The organism is Shewanella marisflavi, from assembly GCF_023283925.1.
In the GTDB taxonomy this organism is placed as follows: Bacteria; Pseudomonadota; Gammaproteobacteria; order Enterobacterales; family Shewanellaceae; genus Shewanella; species Shewanella marisflavi.
This window is the reverse complement of sequence record NZ_JAKIKX010000002.1, coordinates 292,600-309,965: the sequence shown is the minus strand read 5'-3', so window position 1 is coordinate 309,965 and position 17,366 is coordinate 292,600. Positions and strand designations below refer to the sequence as shown.

Annotated in this window: 15 protein-coding genes; 7 read left to right on the top strand and 8 right to left on the bottom strand. The window is 49.0% G+C overall.

Annotation, left to right across the window (positions count from 1 at the left end; translation table 11 throughout):
* The first annotated feature begins 76 nt into the window (after positions 1 to 76).
* From aspS to L2712_RS06240, 6 genes are all read left to right on the top strand, one after another.
* Positions 77 to 1,855, top strand: coding sequence for an aspartate--tRNA ligase (gene aspS, locus L2712_RS06265; protein WP_248977222.1), 1,779 nt, complete (start codon positions 77 to 79; stop codon positions 1,853 to 1,855).
* 71 nt (positions 1,856 to 1,926) lie between these two features.
* Complete coding sequence (locus tag L2712_RS06260; protein WP_248977221.1) at positions 1,927 to 2,673, top strand: YebC/PmpR family DNA-binding transcriptional regulator; 747 nt, start codon at positions 1,927 to 1,929, stop codon at positions 2,671 to 2,673.
* Between the two features lie 7 nt (positions 2,674 to 2,680).
* Positions 2,681 to 3,202 carry a crossover junction endodeoxyribonuclease RuvC gene (gene ruvC / locus L2712_RS06255; protein WP_248977220.1) on the top strand — a complete coding sequence of 174 codons (522 nt, stop codon included), beginning with the start codon at positions 2,681 to 2,683 and terminating at the stop codon, positions 3,200 to 3,202.
* Positions 3,199 to 3,816, top strand: coding sequence for a Holliday junction branch migration protein RuvA (gene ruvA, locus L2712_RS06250; protein WP_033538106.1), 618 nt, complete (start codon positions 3,199 to 3,201; stop codon positions 3,814 to 3,816). Before ruvC ends, ruvA begins: the two co-directional genes overlap by 4 nt.
* Positions 3,817 to 3,834: 18 nt before the next feature.
* Entirely contained in the window at positions 3,835 to 4,848 is a 1,014-nt protein-coding gene (gene ruvB / locus L2712_RS06245) for a Holliday junction branch migration DNA helicase RuvB (RefSeq protein ID WP_033538107.1), read from the top strand.
* 884 nt (positions 4,849 to 5,732) lie between these two features.
* Positions 5,733 to 8,243 carry a TonB-dependent receptor plug domain-containing protein gene (locus L2712_RS06240; RefSeq protein WP_248977219.1) on the top strand — a complete coding sequence of 837 codons (2,511 nt, stop codon included), beginning with the start codon at positions 5,733 to 5,735 and terminating at the stop codon, positions 8,241 to 8,243.
* A 58-nt stretch (positions 8,244 to 8,301) separates the two neighbouring features.
* Here the strand turns inward: L2712_RS06240 and gloA are convergent, their stop codons facing one another.
* Positions 8,302 to 8,712, bottom strand: coding sequence for a lactoylglutathione lyase (gene gloA / locus L2712_RS06235; RefSeq protein ID WP_088904567.1), 411 nt, complete (start codon positions 8,710 to 8,712; stop codon positions 8,302 to 8,304).
* A 696-nt stretch (positions 8,713 to 9,408) separates the two neighbouring features.
* Between gloA and L2712_RS06230 the strand changes: the two genes are divergently transcribed.
* On the top strand, positions 9,409 to 10,374 hold the full coding sequence (locus L2712_RS06230) for a glycoside hydrolase family 16 protein (protein WP_248977218.1): 966 nt from the start codon (positions 9,409 to 9,411) through the stop codon (positions 10,372 to 10,374).
* 118 nt (positions 10,375 to 10,492) lie between these two features.
* Here the strand turns inward: L2712_RS06230 and nth are convergent, their stop codons facing one another.
* From nth to rsxA, 7 genes are read right to left on the bottom strand one after another with little or no spacing between them, the layout of a single operon-like run.
* Positions 10,493 to 11,125 (bottom strand): endonuclease III, encoded by a 633-nt coding sequence (nth, locus tag L2712_RS06225; protein ID WP_033538111.1) that lies wholly within the window; start codon positions 11,123 to 11,125, stop codon positions 10,493 to 10,495.
* A gap of 3 nt (positions 11,126 to 11,128) precedes the next feature.
* Entirely contained in the window at positions 11,129 to 11,827 is a 699-nt protein-coding gene (locus L2712_RS06220) for an electron transport complex subunit E (RefSeq protein WP_033538112.1), read from the bottom strand.
* On the bottom strand, positions 11,820 to 12,458 hold the full coding sequence (gene rsxG / locus L2712_RS06215; RefSeq protein WP_088904570.1) for an electron transport complex subunit RsxG: 639 nt from the start codon (positions 12,456 to 12,458) through the stop codon (positions 11,820 to 11,822). The genes L2712_RS06220 and rsxG overlap by 8 nt, the downstream gene beginning before the upstream one ends.
* 20 nt (positions 12,459 to 12,478) lie before the next feature.
* On the bottom strand, positions 12,479 to 13,531 hold the full coding sequence (rsxD, locus tag L2712_RS06210; protein WP_248977217.1) for an electron transport complex subunit RsxD: 1,053 nt from the start codon (positions 13,529 to 13,531) through the stop codon (positions 12,479 to 12,481).
* Between the two features lie 2 nt (positions 13,532 to 13,533).
* Positions 13,534 to 16,176, bottom strand: a complete 2,643-nt coding sequence (gene rsxC, locus L2712_RS06205; RefSeq protein WP_248977216.1) for an electron transport complex subunit RsxC — start codon at positions 16,174 to 16,176, stop codon at positions 13,534 to 13,536.
* A complete protein-coding gene (gene rsxB, locus L2712_RS06200) occupies positions 16,170 to 16,739 on the bottom strand; it encodes an electron transport complex subunit RsxB (RefSeq protein ID WP_033538115.1) in 570 nt (189 codons plus the stop codon). The genes rsxC and rsxB overlap by 7 nt, the downstream gene beginning before the upstream one ends.
* 2 nt (positions 16,740 to 16,741) lie before the next feature.
* Entirely contained in the window at positions 16,742 to 17,320 is a 579-nt protein-coding gene (gene rsxA, locus L2712_RS06195; protein WP_033538116.1) for an electron transport complex subunit RsxA, read from the bottom strand.
* Positions 17,321 to 17,366: the final 46 nt, after the last annotated feature.

Below are 17,366 nucleotides of genomic sequence, written 5' to 3'. Positions count from 1 at the left end.
ATTTCACTATAATGCCGCTTTTGTCATGTATTGAATATCCTCAAGCAAGGCCTTGTGGATGAAAGGAAAGGGTTAGATGCGCAGTCATTATTGTGGAGACGTTAATCGGTCTCATGTTGGGGAAGAAGTTACTCTCGTAGGTTGGGTCAATCGTAGTCGCGATCTTGGCGGCGTTGTGTTTCTTGATCTACGTGACCGAGAAGGCGTGATTCAGGTTGTTTATGACCCTGACTTGCCAGAGGTATTCGATGTCGCCAGCACACTACGCAGCGAGTTCTGTGTTCAGGTTAAGGGCCTGGTTCGTGCTCGCCCTGACAGCCAGATCAACGATCAGATGCGCACCGGTGAAATCGAGGTATTAGGTAAGGCGTTGACCATACTTAATAGCGCGCCGGCTTTGCCGATCAACATGGACAAAAATCAACACAATACAGAAGAGCAGCGCCTTAAATATCGCTATCTGGATCTGCGTCGCCCTGAGATGGCCGAGCGCATCATCTTCCGTTCTAAGGTCACCAGCGCCGTGCGTCGTTTCCTAGATGGCAATGGTTTCCTCGATATCGAAACGCCTATTTTGACCAAGGCGACGCCAGAAGGAGCAAGGGATTACCTGGTACCTAGCCGTACCTACAAGGGGCAGTTCTTCGCCTTACCACAATCGCCACAGTTGTTTAAGCAGCTGCTGATGATGTCAGGTTTTGATCGCTACTATCAGATCGTCAAATGTTTCCGTGACGAAGATTTGCGTGCCGACCGCCAGCCTGAATTTACTCAGATCGATATCGAAACCTCCTTTATGACCTCTGCTGAGGTGATGGATAAAACAGAAGAGATGGTTCGTGGTCTGTTTAAAGAGTTACTTAATGTCGAACTGGGTGAGTTTCCTAAGATGACCTTCGCCGAGGCGATGCGCCGTTACGGCTCTGACAAGCCTGATCTACGTAACCCGCTGGAACTTATCGATGTGGCTGACTTGGTCAAAGAGGTTGACTTTAAAGTGTTCCAAGAGCCTGCAAATGACAGTGAAGGCCGTGTGGCCGTCCTGTGTGTGCCAGGCGGAGCCAGCCTGTCTCGTAAGCAGCTCGACGAATATGGCAAGTATGTCAACATTTATGGCGCCAAAGGGCTGGCATGGATGAAGGTCAACGAGCTGGAGAAAGGCCTGGAAGGCATTCAGTCGCCAGTGCTTAAGTTCCTGAGTGAAGAGGTGGTTAATGGTATCCTAGCGCGCACAAGTGCGGCGAATGGTGACCTTATCCTCTTTGGTGCGGACAAGGCAAACATAGTAGCAGAAGCCATGGGCGCACTGCGTCTGAAAGTAGGTGAAGATTTCAACCTGCTGCAAGGTGACTGGAAACCACTATGGGTGGTTGACTTCCCAATGTTCGAGCGCACCTCTGACGGGGGTCTGCACGCCATGCACCATCCGTTCACCGCGCCAAGTGGTATCTCACCTGCTGAGCTGGAAGCCAACCCAACGGCAGCAATTTCGGATGCTTATGATATGGTGCTTAACGGTTGCGAGCTGGGTGGTGGTTCGGTGCGTATTCACAACAGTGAAATGCAATCTGCCGCGTTCAGAATTCTGGGGATCAACGACGAGGAAGCTCAAGAGAAGTTTGGCTTCCTACTTGAAGCGCTCAAGTATGGTACCCCGCCACATGCTGGTCTAGCCTTTGGTCTGGATCGCATTGTGATGCTGATGACGGGCGCAAGCTCTATTCGTGACGTGATGGCCTTCCCTAAGACAACCACCGCGGCATGTCCTCTGACCAACGCGCCTGGATTTGCTAACCCAGTCCAGCTCGAGGAACTCGGCGTTAGCGTAGTCGAAGCGAAAAAAGAACAGGAATAACGCAATATTGAATCATTAAGCCGAGCACCTAGCTCGGCTTTTTCGAGGCATACTCGAATAAGGAGTCTTATATGGCCGGTCACAGTAAATGGGCCAACATCAAACACCGCAAAGCAGCACAAGATGCCAAACGCGGTAAACTCTTCACCAAATTTATTCGCGAACTCACCGTCGCAGCGCGGGAAGGTGGTTCAGATCCCGATTCAAACCCTAGACTCAGAGCCGCTATCGATAAGGCGCTGTCAAACAATATGACCCGTGATACGGTCGAGCGCGCCATTAAGCGCGGCGCCGGTGAGTTAGACGGTCAGGTGCTGGAAACCATCATGTATGAAGGTTATGGTCCAGGTGGCACAGCGGTTATGGTGGAAACCATGACAGACAACCGTAACCGCACCGTATCTGGTGTGCGTAATGCTTTCAGCAAGTCCGGTGGTAACCTGGGCACCGACGGTTCGGTTGCCTATCTGTTCGAGAAGCGCGGTGTGATCTCTTATGCTGAAGGCAGCGATGAAGACACCATCATGGATGCGGCGCTCGATGCTGGCGCAGAAGATGTCGTAACCAATGATGATACCTCTATCGATGTCTACACAACACCAGACGCTTTCGGGGCGGTAAAAGATGCGCTGGATGCGACAGGCTTAGCATCGGTCAACGTTGAAGTGACCATGGTGCCTTCGACCAAGGCGGAACTCGACGCTGCGACGGCGCCAAAGTTCCTACGCCTTATCGATAACCTTGAAGATCATGATGATGTCCAAGAGGTCTATCATAATGCCGAGATCTCTGATGAGATCTTAGCCACCCTGGAATAGGCTATTTATGCCGATCATTTTGGGGGTAGATCCTGGTTCGCGGATCACGGGGTATGGGGTGATCCAGTGCCAGGGTAGGCAGCAAGTTTATCTTGGCAGTGGTTGTATTCGCACCCAATCGGATGATCTGCCATCGCGTCTTAAGATTATTTTTGATGGCATTAGCGAGATCATCCGCCAATACCAGCCCGATGAGTTTGCTATCGAGCGGGTATTTCTGGCCAAAAACGCCGATTCGGCGCTCAAGCTGGGTCAGGCCCGAGGTGCGGCTATCGTTGCCGCCACCAATGCAGACCTACCAGTTGCCGAATATTCGGCGACTCAGATTAAAAATGCCGTAGTCGGCACTGGCCGGGCGCAGAAGAGTCAGGTACAGCGCATGGTACAGCAGATCCTCAGGTTGCCCGCAGCGCCTCAGGCCGATGCGGCCGATGCCCTGGGCGTTGCTCTGTGCCATTTCCATACATATCAGAGTCTTATTGCCCTGGGCGGTAAGGCTAGCGCGAGAACATACGGAAGATATAGATGATAGGTCGTTTACGGGGATTATTAGTCGAAAAGCAGGCACCAGAAGTGCTTATCGAAGTATCTGGTGTGGGGTACGAGGTGCAGATGCCCTTAACTTGTTTCTACGAGCTGCCTGAGTTAAATCAGGAGGCGGTGATCTACACCCACTTTGTGGTGCGAGAAGACGCCCAGCTGCTTTACGGCTTCATGAGCAAGCAGGAAAGAGCCCTGTTTAGGTTATTGATCAAGACCAATGGCGTCGGCCCTAAACTGGCCCTGACGATTTTGTCTGGCATGAACGCCGCCGAGTTCGTTAAGTGTGTCGAGCACGATGATATCGCCACCTTGGTGAAATTACCTGGTGTGGGTAAGAAAACTGCTGAGCGCTTATTGGTAGAGATGCGCGATAAGTTAAAGAGTCTGATGGAAGCGTCCCACGGATCCGAGCGTGAGTTTGTGCTCCAATCCAATTACACGCCAGCGCCAGTCGTTAACAGTGCAGAAGAAGATGCCATCTCGGCGCTATTGGCGTTAGGATATAAGCCAGCACAAGCCAGTAAGGCGGTCTCCAGTGTCTTCAAGGAAGGCATGGACTCGGAAACACTGATCAAGGCGTCGCTCAAGTCGATGCTTTAGCGCCAAAGTGAGAATTAAATGATAGAAGCCGATAGGTTAGTTCATGCTCAGCCCCAGGGTATAGAGGAGCGTGATGAGCAGATAGACAGGGCGATGCGCCCTAAGTTGCTCGATGAATACACGGGACAAGACGATACCCGTGCTCAGCTCAAGGTATTTATTGAGGCGGCGCAGAAACGGGGTGAAGCCTTAGATCATATGTTGATCTATGGTCCACCAGGTTTAGGGAAGACCACGCTGGCGATGATTGTCGCTAACGAGATGGGGGTCAACATCAAGTCGACCTCTGGTCCTGTGCTTGAGAAAGCTGGAGATCTCGCGGCGCTGCTGACTAATCTTGAGGCGGGCGATGTACTCTTTATTGATGAGATCCACAGATTAAGCCCTGTAGTGGAAGAGATCCTCTATCCGGCGATGGAAGATTATCAGCTGGATATCATGATAGGTGAGGGACCGGCTGCCCGCTCTATCAAGCTCGAATTACCTCCCTTTACTCTTATCGGTGCCACCACCAGGGCCGGGGCCTTAACCTCGCCGCTTAGAGCCAGATTTGGCATACCGCTAAGACTCGAGTTTTATAACGTTAAAGATCTCAGCAGTATCGTGACGCGCTCAGCGAGGGTACTTGAACTGCCAATCGACCAAGAAGGCGCTGTGGAAGTGGCTCGCCGCTCGCGGGGAACTCCCCGTATTGCCAACCGTCTGCTTAGACGGGTGCGTGACTACGCCGAGGTGAAGCATGATGGTGAGGTTAATAAGGCGGTTGCCGAGAGTGCTTTGGACATGCTGGATGTGGATGTTGAGGGCTTTGACTATATGGACCGTAAATTACTGCTGGCCATTATCGATAAGTTTATGGGGGGCCCCGTCGGTTTAGATAACCTGGCGGCGGCGATTGGCGAGGAGCGTGAGACCATCGAAGACGTACTCGAACCCTTCCTGATCCAGCAGGGCTTCATTCAACGAACGCCAAGGGGACGAATCGCTACGGCTAGAGCCTATCAGCATTTTAATCTGATTAAGCCTGAATAAGCGTTCTTACCTTTAAGAGAAACGGCGCGGCATTTGTCCGCGCTTTTTTGTGGGAAAAAGGTAGACACACCTTATCTTTGGGTTCTTCACTATTTTCTTAGTTTGTACAGAACACTTGCTAGGCCATTTTGTATCACGCGTTAAGCATTCGTTTTCTTAAATTTCGTTTTTTCATTTGCATAAGGTTACTAGGGCGATAGCTTAGTAACTTATTGATACGTTATTTGTCTTAATTTAAATTTATTGTAAATGTAATATCTGGTGTTAATAGATTTAAACTTTACTTAAAGACTTAATCATAATGAAACGCGTTTTATCATTGTGAATTTTCTATATACCTAAGTCACTTTAAATGAATTTAACTCAGTGTTTTAGATTTACTTAAAATACACAGTTGAATCTACATCATCTGACATTTTTACCCTCAATGTAAAATATTGTTACTAAGCCTGGTTAGTGACCTTTTCAGCATGTTTATTCATCAGGCTGGCTTGTCGAATGAAATGTTAACAGCGGTGCTTTCATGTGCCAATAGCGTGATTTACCTAAATTTAAACAGGTGTTTAGATGCTGTTTTTGTGATGTGTGTCACACTTACGGTATTTGTGTGCGTTGTATTTGTGTTGCACCTGTCGCGGTTTAAATCACTGGCTAATGAGCTTAAATCTAGTTAATTGCGCTAGATGAATGCTTATTCACTTGGGTTGAGAAAAACTGGAATGTTCTTTGTTACTTAATAAGCACCATAAATTAACGTTTATTTTTCATTGGTTAAATATTTGGTGGATTGACGCTTTTATGGCGACAAGACAGTATCGAATCGAGCGTTGAATAAATAAAAGAACGGCGCCGAATAAAAATATTGAATCAGGGAGAATATTTACATGATAAAAACAAGCAGATTAGCTGCAGCAGTTAAATATAGTTTAATTGCTTCAGTATCAACCAGTGGATTTATTGTTAGCAATAATGTGGTTGCTGCCGAAGAAAGCGCCTCTTTCGAACGTATTGCCGTGACAGGTTCGCGCATTCAACGTCAGGATATGGAAACAGCCTCACCCGTTACCGTTATTGATGCCAGTGCGATCCGCGCCGAAGGCTACAACTCGGTAGACGAGATCCTGCAAGCTCAACCAGCCATGGCGGGTATGGCTGCAGGCTCTACGACCAACAATGGTGCCGATGGTGTTGCCCAGGTAGACCTGCGTGGCATGGGCGCTAGCCGTACCTTGGTACTGTTAAATGGTCGCCGTATGGTTAACTCTGGTTCGGGTGCTGATAGCGCCGTGGACTTAAACACCATTCCAGTAGCCATGATTGCTCGCGTTGAGATATTAAAAGATGGTGCCTCGGCGGTTTATGGTTCTGATGCCATTGCTGGTGTAGTGAACATCATCACCAAGAAAGACTTCGAAGGTTTCCAGCTCGATATTAACGGCGGCGCAACCGACAAGGGTGATGGTGAAAACGCCGAGATCAGTGCACTATACGGTTTTAATACCGATGGTGGTAACTATACCTTTGGTGTGGCTTACTCAGATCGTGGTGGCGTCATGCAAAGAGATCGCGATTGGGTAGAGAAGGGGTCTAGTAGCTATATTCCTACAGGTACTTTAGGCGGTAAGGTACAAGATGAAAACGGTAACTGGGTCGATCGCACCGAAGGTTACGACTATACCCAGGACAGCTGGCTACAGACACCCAACGAGCGTTACAGTTTCTTTGCTAATGCCACCCAAGAGTTTGCAAATGACATCGTCTTTACCGGTGACATTCTTTATACCAAGCGTAAATCTGAGCAGATGATGGCGGCCCAGCCAGCTTCTGTAATGTTAGATGTATGTACACCTAGCTCAACAGGTAACTGCATTACCTTAACTGATGCCATGCTTGCTGGCGGAATTACGCCAGACGATCAGGACCGCGTTGAGTACCGTAGAAGAACCAATGATGCGGGTAATCGTATCTATGAGCAAGACACTGATACCCTGCGTGTCTCAGCAGGCTTAGCCGGCGAGTTGGATGTTCACACAGGTATGCAGTGGGATGTGGCTTACACCTATGGTAAGAACAAGGCGAAAACTTGGGTACACAACTCAATCAACGCTAAAAACATGGCCCAGTCTGTTTATGATAACCAGGATGCTTGGTTTAACGGCGACCCACTGTCACAAGATATCATCAATGACATTAGCTACTTAGAAAATACAACAGGCGGTAACGAGCAGCATATCGTTTCAGGTGTGATCAGCGGTGAAGCGTTTGATTTAGATGCGGGCCCAGTGGCTTACGCGATCGGTGCAGAATATCGTCACGACAGCGGTTACTACAATCCAGATGCAGTGATTGTTGCTGGTGAAGGTACCGCTGCTCAGCAAGATCCAACCGACGGTAGCTACAGCGTCTTCTCTGTTTACCAAGAGGTAAGTGTACCTTTTACCGACAAGCTGACAGGTGAATTTGCTCTGCGTTTCGATGATTATTCAACCTTTGGTAATGCGTCGACCTGGAAGATAGGTTTAACCTATGAAGCCACAGATGATTTGATGCTAAGGGCTGTTGCTGCTACTGGCTTCCGTGCACCTAACGTCAGTGAATTGTTTGGCGGTAACGTAGGCTCTTTCGATTACCTGGATGATCCATGGGGTAACGAGCAAGATCCACAGATCCTAGTGAACTACACCTCAGATCCCGATCTGAAGGCAGAATCATCAGAGTCTTACACTGCGGGTCTGGTTTACTCTCCTAGCTATATCGATGGTATGTCACTGACGTTGGATTACTGGCGTTTCAAGATCACAGATGCTATCTCGCGTCTGGACGTTCAGGCGGGCCTTAACGCCTGTCATGGTGGCGATACCTCAGCTTGTGAGACCTTTGGCATCACGCCAGATGGAAATCTTGAGAACCTGACCAACCCGCTGACTAACGTGGGTTATCAAGACACCAGCGGCGTCGACTTTAACCTGGCTTATCGTTTCGAAGGCTTAGGTTTAGATTGGAGCATTAGCAACGACTTGACCTACCTGGTTAAATTTGAACAGGATGGTATCGATTACACAGGCACTATCGGCGGCATGTTTGGTGGTTACGCTAAGGTGAAGAATAACTTCAGCGTGAAAGCCGGACAGGGTGACTGGAGCCTAATGTACTCTAACCGTTATATCGGTGAGATGGATGATATCAACTATGGTGATACCATTGATTCAATCTTGTACCACAATATCTCGGGTATGTACCACATCAACGATAGCATTACGGCGAGCCTAGGTCTGAAGAACTTCACCGATGAGAAGCCTATGATGGTTGCAAGTGGTAACGAAGCAGGTACCGTACCAGAGGTTTACGACACAATCGGTCGTCAAATCTATGGTGGAATCACTGTTAAGTTCTAATCGATAGACTGAATGTAAAAGCGCCCTAGGGCGCTTTTTTTATGCTTAACTTATCGTGTTAGCCTAAGCCTTGCTGGGCTGATTTCATCTGAATGAATTCAATCTTATAACCGTCAGGATCTTCGACAAAGGCGATCTCTGTGGTACCACCGGCAACAGGTCCAGGTTGGCGTGTCACCTTGCCGCCAGCGGCTTCGATGGCGGCGCAGCGGCTATAGATATCGGCTTCGCCAATGGCCAGGTGGCCAAAGCCTGTACCGAGATCATACTTGTCTGTATCCCAGTTGTAGGTTAGCTCGACCACGGCTGCACCACTAGACTCTTCATCGAAACCAACAAAGGCCAAGGTGTAACGGTATTCAGGGTTTTCCGACTTGCGCAGCAGTTTCATGCCTAAAACTTCGGTGTAAAAATGTATGCTACGATCAAGATCACCGACTCTTAGCATAGTGTGTAAAAGTTGTGCCATAACGTCCTCGGTTTAGGATTAGTGTCGGTGACAAGTATACCTTTTTTACCTGTTATTGAAATGCAGTAACGGCAGAGAGTTGCCTTAGCTTAAACGGTTAAATTTACACTATTAGCTTGATGGGTTTGTACGGTTTTTAGGGTGATACATGGGTTGATCAGGGTCACATAATTCAGGGATATGGCTGGTGTTCACCCCTGTGCCTGAGATAATGCAGTCCCCGTCATTAAAGGAGTTGTCGATGCCAAGCGAATTGAAAATGGCCTTAGGTCTAACGGTTACCATAGCCATCTTTTTATCTATTTTCTTTGTTTGTATGTTTTAAGTGTAAAAAAGCCGCGAAAGCGGCTTTTTTGTGGCTTACTCGTTAGCATAGACTTTCTGTTTAAATTGCCATTATATTTACCAAAAACCATTGAACTTCATCGACTTTAAAATCTTTCTGGGCCATCTTTAAACATCTGCTGCTCTACCTGAACCCCATTTTTGCCCAGGGCAAACTTAGTGCGGTTGGTGATTATAGGAGTCGATTTTACCACGGGATTTTTTTAGGTCACTTTGCGTCATTAGGTAAGGTTGAAATGCGCAGTGAGAGGTGAGCTGAATGATCCATTTCGACGTTGAGTTGACCTCATATTTAATGTAACGATTACTTTTTAACTCATCGCCTTTCGTTACTGATTAAGGGAGTGAAAGATGGAACAGACTTTTTTGACAAAAACTCTAGGTTGCATCACGCCATTCATCGCGGCTTTGATGATGGTAAGTTGCACTCATTCCGTTTTAGACAATACCGATGAGTTACCCGTCGCTTACAATGGATACACAGGGCAGTATAAAGGCTTTTCACTTGTTTTAGATGAACGATTCGATAAATTTAACTCGGAGATATGGTCAAAGGGCGATGGCGCCGTCGGCAGTGAGTCTGTGTGTCGATTTCAGCCTCAAGGTGTGGACGTCTCTAATGGACAATTAAATCTGATTATTGAGAAAGAATATGTTGCCAGTAGTTGGTCTGAAGACCATCAGATGATGAAGCCTGCTTATGATTACAGTTGTGGTGAGCTAAGAACGCGTTCTAATAAACAGATCAAATATGGACGCTTCGAAACCAGAATGAAAGCACCTAATCGAGCATTGGCTTCGGGCTATATTTCTTCTTTTTTCACCTATACCCATGAGGGTGAGCCTAAAGAGTGGGAAGAAATAGATGTTGAGTTAGAAGGTGGGCGTCCTGATAAGTTTCAAGCTAATTTAATTTATGGCCTTGACGCCGCTAACTGGTTGGAAACCCGGCAGTGGGGCGCATGGGAAGATAAAATTAACATCGCCCCCGCAGATGAATGGCGAGTGTATGCTATCGAGTGGACGCCCTCAGCGATCAAATGGTTTGTAGACGGAAAAGTTTATAAGGTACTGTCTTTAAAGGATTTAGTGTGTAAGCCTGTATGCCAGAATGAACAAAAGTTTCCGACACCAATACCTGATAATCTAACACAATTGATGATGAATTTTTGGATCCCAAATGACGATATTCAAGCAGTGTTCGGTGGTAATAAAAAGCGCAATATTTACCCAATGAAAGCCAGTTATGACTGGGTGAGAATTTACCAGTTAGACGAGTATCCGCTAGCGCACTGGAAAATCTCCCCATCAAAATGACCCTAGTATAGGCGTTCACCAATTGACATAAGGTTCATTGATGATTTGTTTAAGCGTGGATAGAGCCTGTCTCACGCTAAAAAGTAATATATAAAATCAAGTTGTTAAAGCTGGCTAGTTAGTCAGCTTTATCTTTAAATTCGCATAAATCTTCAATAATACAGGCGCCGCACCTAGGTTTACGAGCGGTGCATATATAGCGGCCATGCAGGATAAACCAGTGGTGCACATCTACCTTAAATTCGGCTGGGACCACCTTTAACATCTTCTGCTCAACCTGATCCACATTTTTGCCCATGGCAAATTTGGTGCGGTTGGCGACACGAAAAATATGGGTGTCGACGGCGATAGTCGGCCAACCAAAAGCTGTGTTTAATACCACGTTGGCCGTTTTTCGGCCCACACCCGGTAATGCCTCGAGCGCCTCTCTGTTTTCAGGTACTTCACCGTTATACTTTTCAATCAAGATCTCGCACGCCTTGATGACGTTAATCGCCTTGTTGTTGTACAGGCCTATGGTCTTAATATATTGCTTTAGACCTTCGACACCGAGATCATAGATAGCCTGGGCCGTATTAGCCACAGGAAACAGTTTATCGGTAGCTTTGTTGACGCTAACATCCGTGGCCTGTGCCGACAGGGTGACGGCAACCAAGAGCTCAAAAGGGGATGAGAAGTTAAGTTCTGTTTCTGGTTTTGGATTATTGTCGCGAAGAATCTCCAGTATTTTTATTCGCTTCTCTTTATTCATGACTTAACTCACCTTAGTGATACGGGCACGGGTGACGGCAGGTGCGGCTTCGGCTGCGGGTTTGCGTGCCTCGAGCTGCTTGTCGATCAGGTTTTTAATGGCGATCAGAAACCCCATGGCGATGAAAGCGCCTGGCGGCAGCATGGCCAATAGGAAGTTGGTATCCACCTGCCAAAGATGTATTGTGAGCCCTTTTGCCCAATCGCCTAATAAGAGATCGGCACCGTCAAACAGAGTGCCTTGGCCCAAGATTTCACGACAAGCGCCAAGCGCCATTAACACTAAGGTAAAGCCGATCCCCATCATTAACCCGTCAAACGCAGCCTTAACAACGTTATTACGCGACGCAAAGGCCTCGGCGCGGCCGATAATCACGCAGTTGGTGACGATAAGTGGTAAGAAGATCCCTAGTGATAGGTAAAGGCCATAGGCATAGGCGTTGATCAACAACTGCACACAGGTCACCAGCGCGGCAATGATCATGACAAATACCGGGATACGGATCTCTTTCGGGACAAACTCTCTCACCAGAGAGACAAGCACGTTTGAGCCAACCAGCACCACTAAGGTTGCCAAACCAAGGCCAATGGCGTTAGTTAAGGTAGCGGTAACCGCCAGCAGAGGGCAAAGCCCCAAGAGTTGTACTAAGCCAGGATTGTTTTTCCACAGTCCTTGCCAAGCGATATCGCGATAGTTACTCATAGTTGACCTCACAATTGGCTGGACGACTCAACAGGGTCTGTTTATTAGTGTTGAAGTAGAGCAGGGTACGTCGCACTGCGCCAACATAGGCTCTGGGGGTAATGGTAGCACCGGTAAATTGATCAAACTGACCACCATCCTTTTTCACTGCCCAGCGTTTGTCCTGATCATCTTGAAGGCTTTGACCGTTAAAGCCAAATACCCAAGGGGACTTTCGCAGCTCGATCTTATCGCCAAGACCCGGCGTCTCGTTGTGATTAAGGGTACGCACCCCTAGCACTTCACCTTTTGCATCGATGGCGACGATCAGCTTGATCTGGCCATTATAGCCATCGGGCGCGACCGTTTCGATGGCGATGGCCACTGGCTCACCTTGGTTACTGGCGATGTAGGCTGGCAGTGGTTCCTCAACGCCTAAAGCCGCTGCGTCCTGTATAAGAATGCAGTGCTCGATCAACGCATTGTCATGCATATCATCTGGGATGATCTGATGCAGGGTACGCATCAACTCAAGATCTTCCTGCTGCTTGATACGCTCAAAGGTAAACTGGTTGACTAAGGCCACCAGTGCGGTGCACAGCAGGGCAAACAGACCGAGCAGAGTAGCATTTTTGACTATAGAACGTTTCACTTCATACTCCTGCCGTGGGCTTAGTGGCTAGCTCTGTGGCCATAGGCACGGGGTTTGACATAGTAATCGATAAAGGGCGCACACAGGTTTGCCAGCAGCACAGCAAAGGCAAAGGCATCCGGGTAACCGCCAAAGCTACGTATCACGTAGACCAAAAGACCGATGAGCGCGCCGAATATTAAGCGTCCACGGGTGCTGGTTGCGGCTGTAACGGGATCTGTGGCAATGAAGAAAGCCGCTAGCATAGTGGCGCCGGAGAACAAGTGTAATAAGGGGCCCATATGGGTATCAGGGCTTAACAGATAACCTATGCTTGCACAGATAAACAGGCTGGCAAGAATTGCCGTACTGATCTGCCAACGGATCAATTTGAGTTTCAGCATCACCAGGCCGCCAGCAAGGTAAGCCAGATTGATTATCGCCCAGCCGATGCCGAAGCCATCGCTAAAATTGGGTTTGAGCAGGATCTCGTTGATGGTTAAGCCAGTTGATAGACCCGTTTTCACAGCATCCAGTGGGGTCGCCATGGTCATGCCATCGAACCCCGCGCGATAGGCGAGGATCTGCTCGGCATCAGCGCCTTGGAAGATAATACTTAGGCTTAGTAATAGATCTGTGCCGTGCAATGCGGCGCCGCTAGGGGCCACCCAGGTAGTCATCTGTACCGGGAAGGAGATAAGCAGCATGACATAGGCTGCCATGGCTGGGTTAAAGATATTATTACCTAGGCCGCCATAAAGTTGCTTTACCACTAAGATGGCAAAGATCACCCCAATGGCTGCAATCCACCATGGTGCAAGCGCAGGAATCGCAACACCGATCAGTAGGCCGGTTAGCGCGGCGCTATTATCGCTGAGGGTTTTTCCTACAGGGCGACCGCGTAGCTTTAACACCGCAGCCTCTGTGGCCAGCGCTACGGCGATGGCGAAGACGATTTGGATCAGGGTGCCCCAACCGAAAAAGTAGCACTGGGCCAGTACGCCCGGTAGGGCACACAGCATGACCTTAAACATTAACCCGCGGGTTTGTGCTTTGGTTGAAAGGTGTGGCGATGAGGCCAACTTAAATGCCATGGTTAATCCTTGTGCTCATTGGTTGAGTTATCAGCTTGGGTTTTTACCAGTTTCTTTGCTTTAGCTTTAGCGACCGCAGCGGCGATTTTGGCTTTCTTGAGCGCCTCGGCATCGTCAACAGGTGCTACAGAAGCAACTGGCTTATCAGCCATGACAGGCGCTTCGTCAGAGGCTTGTTCTGCGCTAGCGACTGTTTGCTCTTGGTTTAAACCCGCTTGTTGGGCTTTTTTCGCCTTGGCTTTAGCGACCGCTGCGGCGATTTTAGCCTTCTTAATCGCCTCGGCATCGTCAACGGGTGCTACAGAAGCAACTGGCTTTTGAGCCATGACAGGCGCTTCGTCAGAGGTTTGTTCTGCGCTAGCGACTGTTTGCTCTTGGTTTAAACCCGCCTGTTGGGCTTTTTTTGCCTTGGCCTTAGCGACCGCTGCGGCGATTTTAGCCTTCTTGATCGCCTCGGCATCGTCAACAGGTGCTACAGAATCGTCTTGCTTATCAGCAATGACAGGCGCTTCATGAGTGCCTTGTTCTGCGCTAGGACCTGCTTGCTGTTCGACTAAACCCGCCTGTTGGGCTTTCTTCGCCTTGGCTTTAGCGACCGCGGCGGCAATTTTAGCCTTCTTGATCGCCTCGGCATCATCGATAGGTGCAGCCGTATCAGTTGGCGCTTCCCTTAACTGCTCTGTTAAGCCTGTCTGTTGCGCCTTCTTGGCCTTGGCGCGGGCAATGGCAGCGGCGACTTTCTCCTGTTGGCTTAAAGGGGCTGTCTGCTTGTCTGTCTGAGCCGGCTCTTGGTCAATTTCAGCTGCTGGCGACTGTTGCTGCGCGGCCTTTTTCGCTTTGGCACGGGCGATGGCTGCGGCGACTTTCTCTTTCTGACTCGGAGTGGCCGTGCTGCTATCACCACTTGCTAGCGTTACGCTAGATTCCGTTGTTGCTGCAGGTTCAGCTTCTGCTTTTTGCGCGGCCTTTTTCGCCTTGGCTCTAGCGATGGCTGCGGCGACCTTATCTTGTGGTTTCACTTCTTGTGGATTCACTGGGCTATCAGCGGCTGTGGCCTCAGTTTGTGTTGGCTCAGGTGCCTGAGTTTGCTCTTGAGCGGCTTTTTTCGCCTTAATCCTTGCCATGGCAGCTGCGACGGCATCTTTATCTGAGCCTGTCATCTGGGTCTTGCGCCGCTCTGCCGCTTGTTTTGCTTTCTCTTCCCGCGCCTGCTTTTCCTGCTCGAGTCTTAGTGTGCGGGAATCGAAGCGCTGTTTGGCGAGTTCGGCCTGTTTCTTCTCTTCGGCTTCCTGTTTTAGCGCCGATTTTGCTACGCGGTAATATTCTACCAAGGGGATATCGCTTGGGCAGACATAACTGCAACAGCCACATTCGATACAGTCTCTTAGGTTGTAACTCGCTGCCTTGTCATATTCTTGCGCTTTAGCGTGCCAAAAGAGCTGCTGTGGTAGTAGTTGAGCAGGGCAGGCTACCGCACACTCACCGCAGCGGATACAAGGCTGCTCTGGGCTCTGTGGCGCTATTTCTTGCTCACTCGGCATCAAGAGGCAGTTAGTGCCTTTGGTGATAGGCGCATCCCAATTGGGTAGCATATAGCCCATCATGGGACCACCGACTATCACAGGTGCATCTAAATTGCCTTTAAATTGGCAGACCTTTAGCAAGTGTGCCACAGGCGTTCCTATGGGCACCCAATAGTTACCAGGCTTGCTGACATTTTGTCCTGTGAGGGTAACAACACGCTCTAGCAGTGGCATGTTACGATAAACCGCTTGAGCGATACTGTAGGCGGTGCCAACGTTTTGAACCAAGATCCCCAGATTAGCGGGTATAGCGCCTGATGGTACTTCCTGACCCGTAAGGATCTGGATCAGTTGTTTTTCTCCACCCGAAGGGTAGAGGGTCGGGATCTTTGCGACTCTGGCACAATTGCTTGGCAGTTGGCTGCGGTTGAGACTGTGTCCTATGTGTTCTATCGCTTCGGGCTTATTGTCCTCTATTGCGATAATAATGCGTTTTGGCCCAAGCAGCTGATGGATGATCTCGATGCCGCGAATGATTTCATCGCACTCTTCCTGCATCAGCTTGTCATCTGAGGTGATATAGGGTTCACATTCCACCCCATTGATGATCAGCAGTTCGATATCACTGACAGGAGTCAGTTTGATATGAGTAGGGAAGGCCGCGCCTCCCAGACCGGCAATACCCGCAGCCTGAATACGACTCAAGATAGCTTGATTGTCCATTTCGGCGACGTCATCGAGGCTCAAAGGGGCGTGAACCGAGTCTATCCAACGCTCTTGGTGGTCATTTTCAATCACACAGCTTAATACTGGCAGCGCAGAGGCGTGATTACTAGGGCGAGCCTCAATAGCGGTCACCTTGCCGGAGACTGGCGCATGTACTGGCAGATGACGGAAATCTTCACCTTGTGTCAGCACCTGGCCCTTGGCCACAGTATCATCCACTTTAACGGCTAAGGTGCAAGTTTCGCCAACGCCGGGTACAGGTACTACGTAGTGCGCTGCAAGGGGCAGTTTGGCTATCTTATTTTGATTCGATAGGGATTTATGCTCTGGAGGATGAATACCGCCGGGGATACGCCACAGTGTGCCTTTATCTATCTGTTCTAACAAGGTTAACACTTAGATTCCTCGCTAATATTGACCACAGGTATGGCATTGAGTTGCCAGCTCCAGTTTTGTAGGGTTTCGGCTACAGGGATCATATCGATGCAATCGACCGGGCAGGGCTCTACACAGAGATCACAGCCGGTACAGTAATCAGTAATGACAGTATGCATCTGTTTACCTGTGCCCAAAATCGCGTCCACAGGGCAAGCCTGAATGCACTTGGTGCAACCGATACACTCCTCTTCGCGAATGAAAGCGACCTTCTTTACTTGAGTTTCTGCCGAGGCGGTTAACGGCTCAGGGTCGACGCCCATAAGCTCGGCCAGTTTTTCCATTGTGGCTGTGCCGCCCGGAGGACACTTATTGATCTTTTCACCGTTTGCTATCGCTTCGGCATATGGGCGACAGCCTGGGTAACCGCATTGACCACATTGAGTCTGGGGCAACAAAGCCTCAGCCTGATCGATAATGGGATCGCCTTCGACCTTAAATTTTTCTGCGGCGTAACCTAGTAGCGCACCAAAGGCGAGAGCGAGTAATCCTAAAAGGATAATGGCAATAATAACTTGGCTCATGCTTAATTAACCAAACCTGTGAAGCCCATGAAGGCCAGTGACATGAGTCCCGCGGTGATCATAGCGATGGCACCGCCTTTAAAAGGCATAGGCACATCGGCGGCGGCAAGTCGCTCGCGCATGGCTGAGAAGAGGATCAATACAATCGAGAAACCTGCTGCGGCGCCAAAACCATAGATAGCCGACTCGATAAAATCGTGCTTCTCGTTGACGTTGAGCAGAGCTACGCCTAAAACGGCGCAGTTGGTGGTGATCAGGGGCAGATAGATACCGAGCGCTCTGTGGAGTGAGGCACTGGTTTTTTGTACCAGCATTTCGGTAAATTGCACTACAACAGCGATCACCAGAATAAAGGCCATGGTGCGCAGATAGTTTAAATCAAATGGTGTCAGCAGATAGTTATCGACTAGATAACTCAAAATGGAGGCAAGCGTCAACACAAAGGTTGTCGCCATCGACATCCCTATAGCTGATTCCAGCTTGCTCGAGACGCCCATAAATGGGCAGAGACCGAGAAATTTAACTAATACAAAATTATTGACCAGCACTGTGCCGACCAATAGGAGGAGATATTCGCTCATCTCAATGGGTTATCTATATCTAATTTATCGCTTATTATCAGCCTTT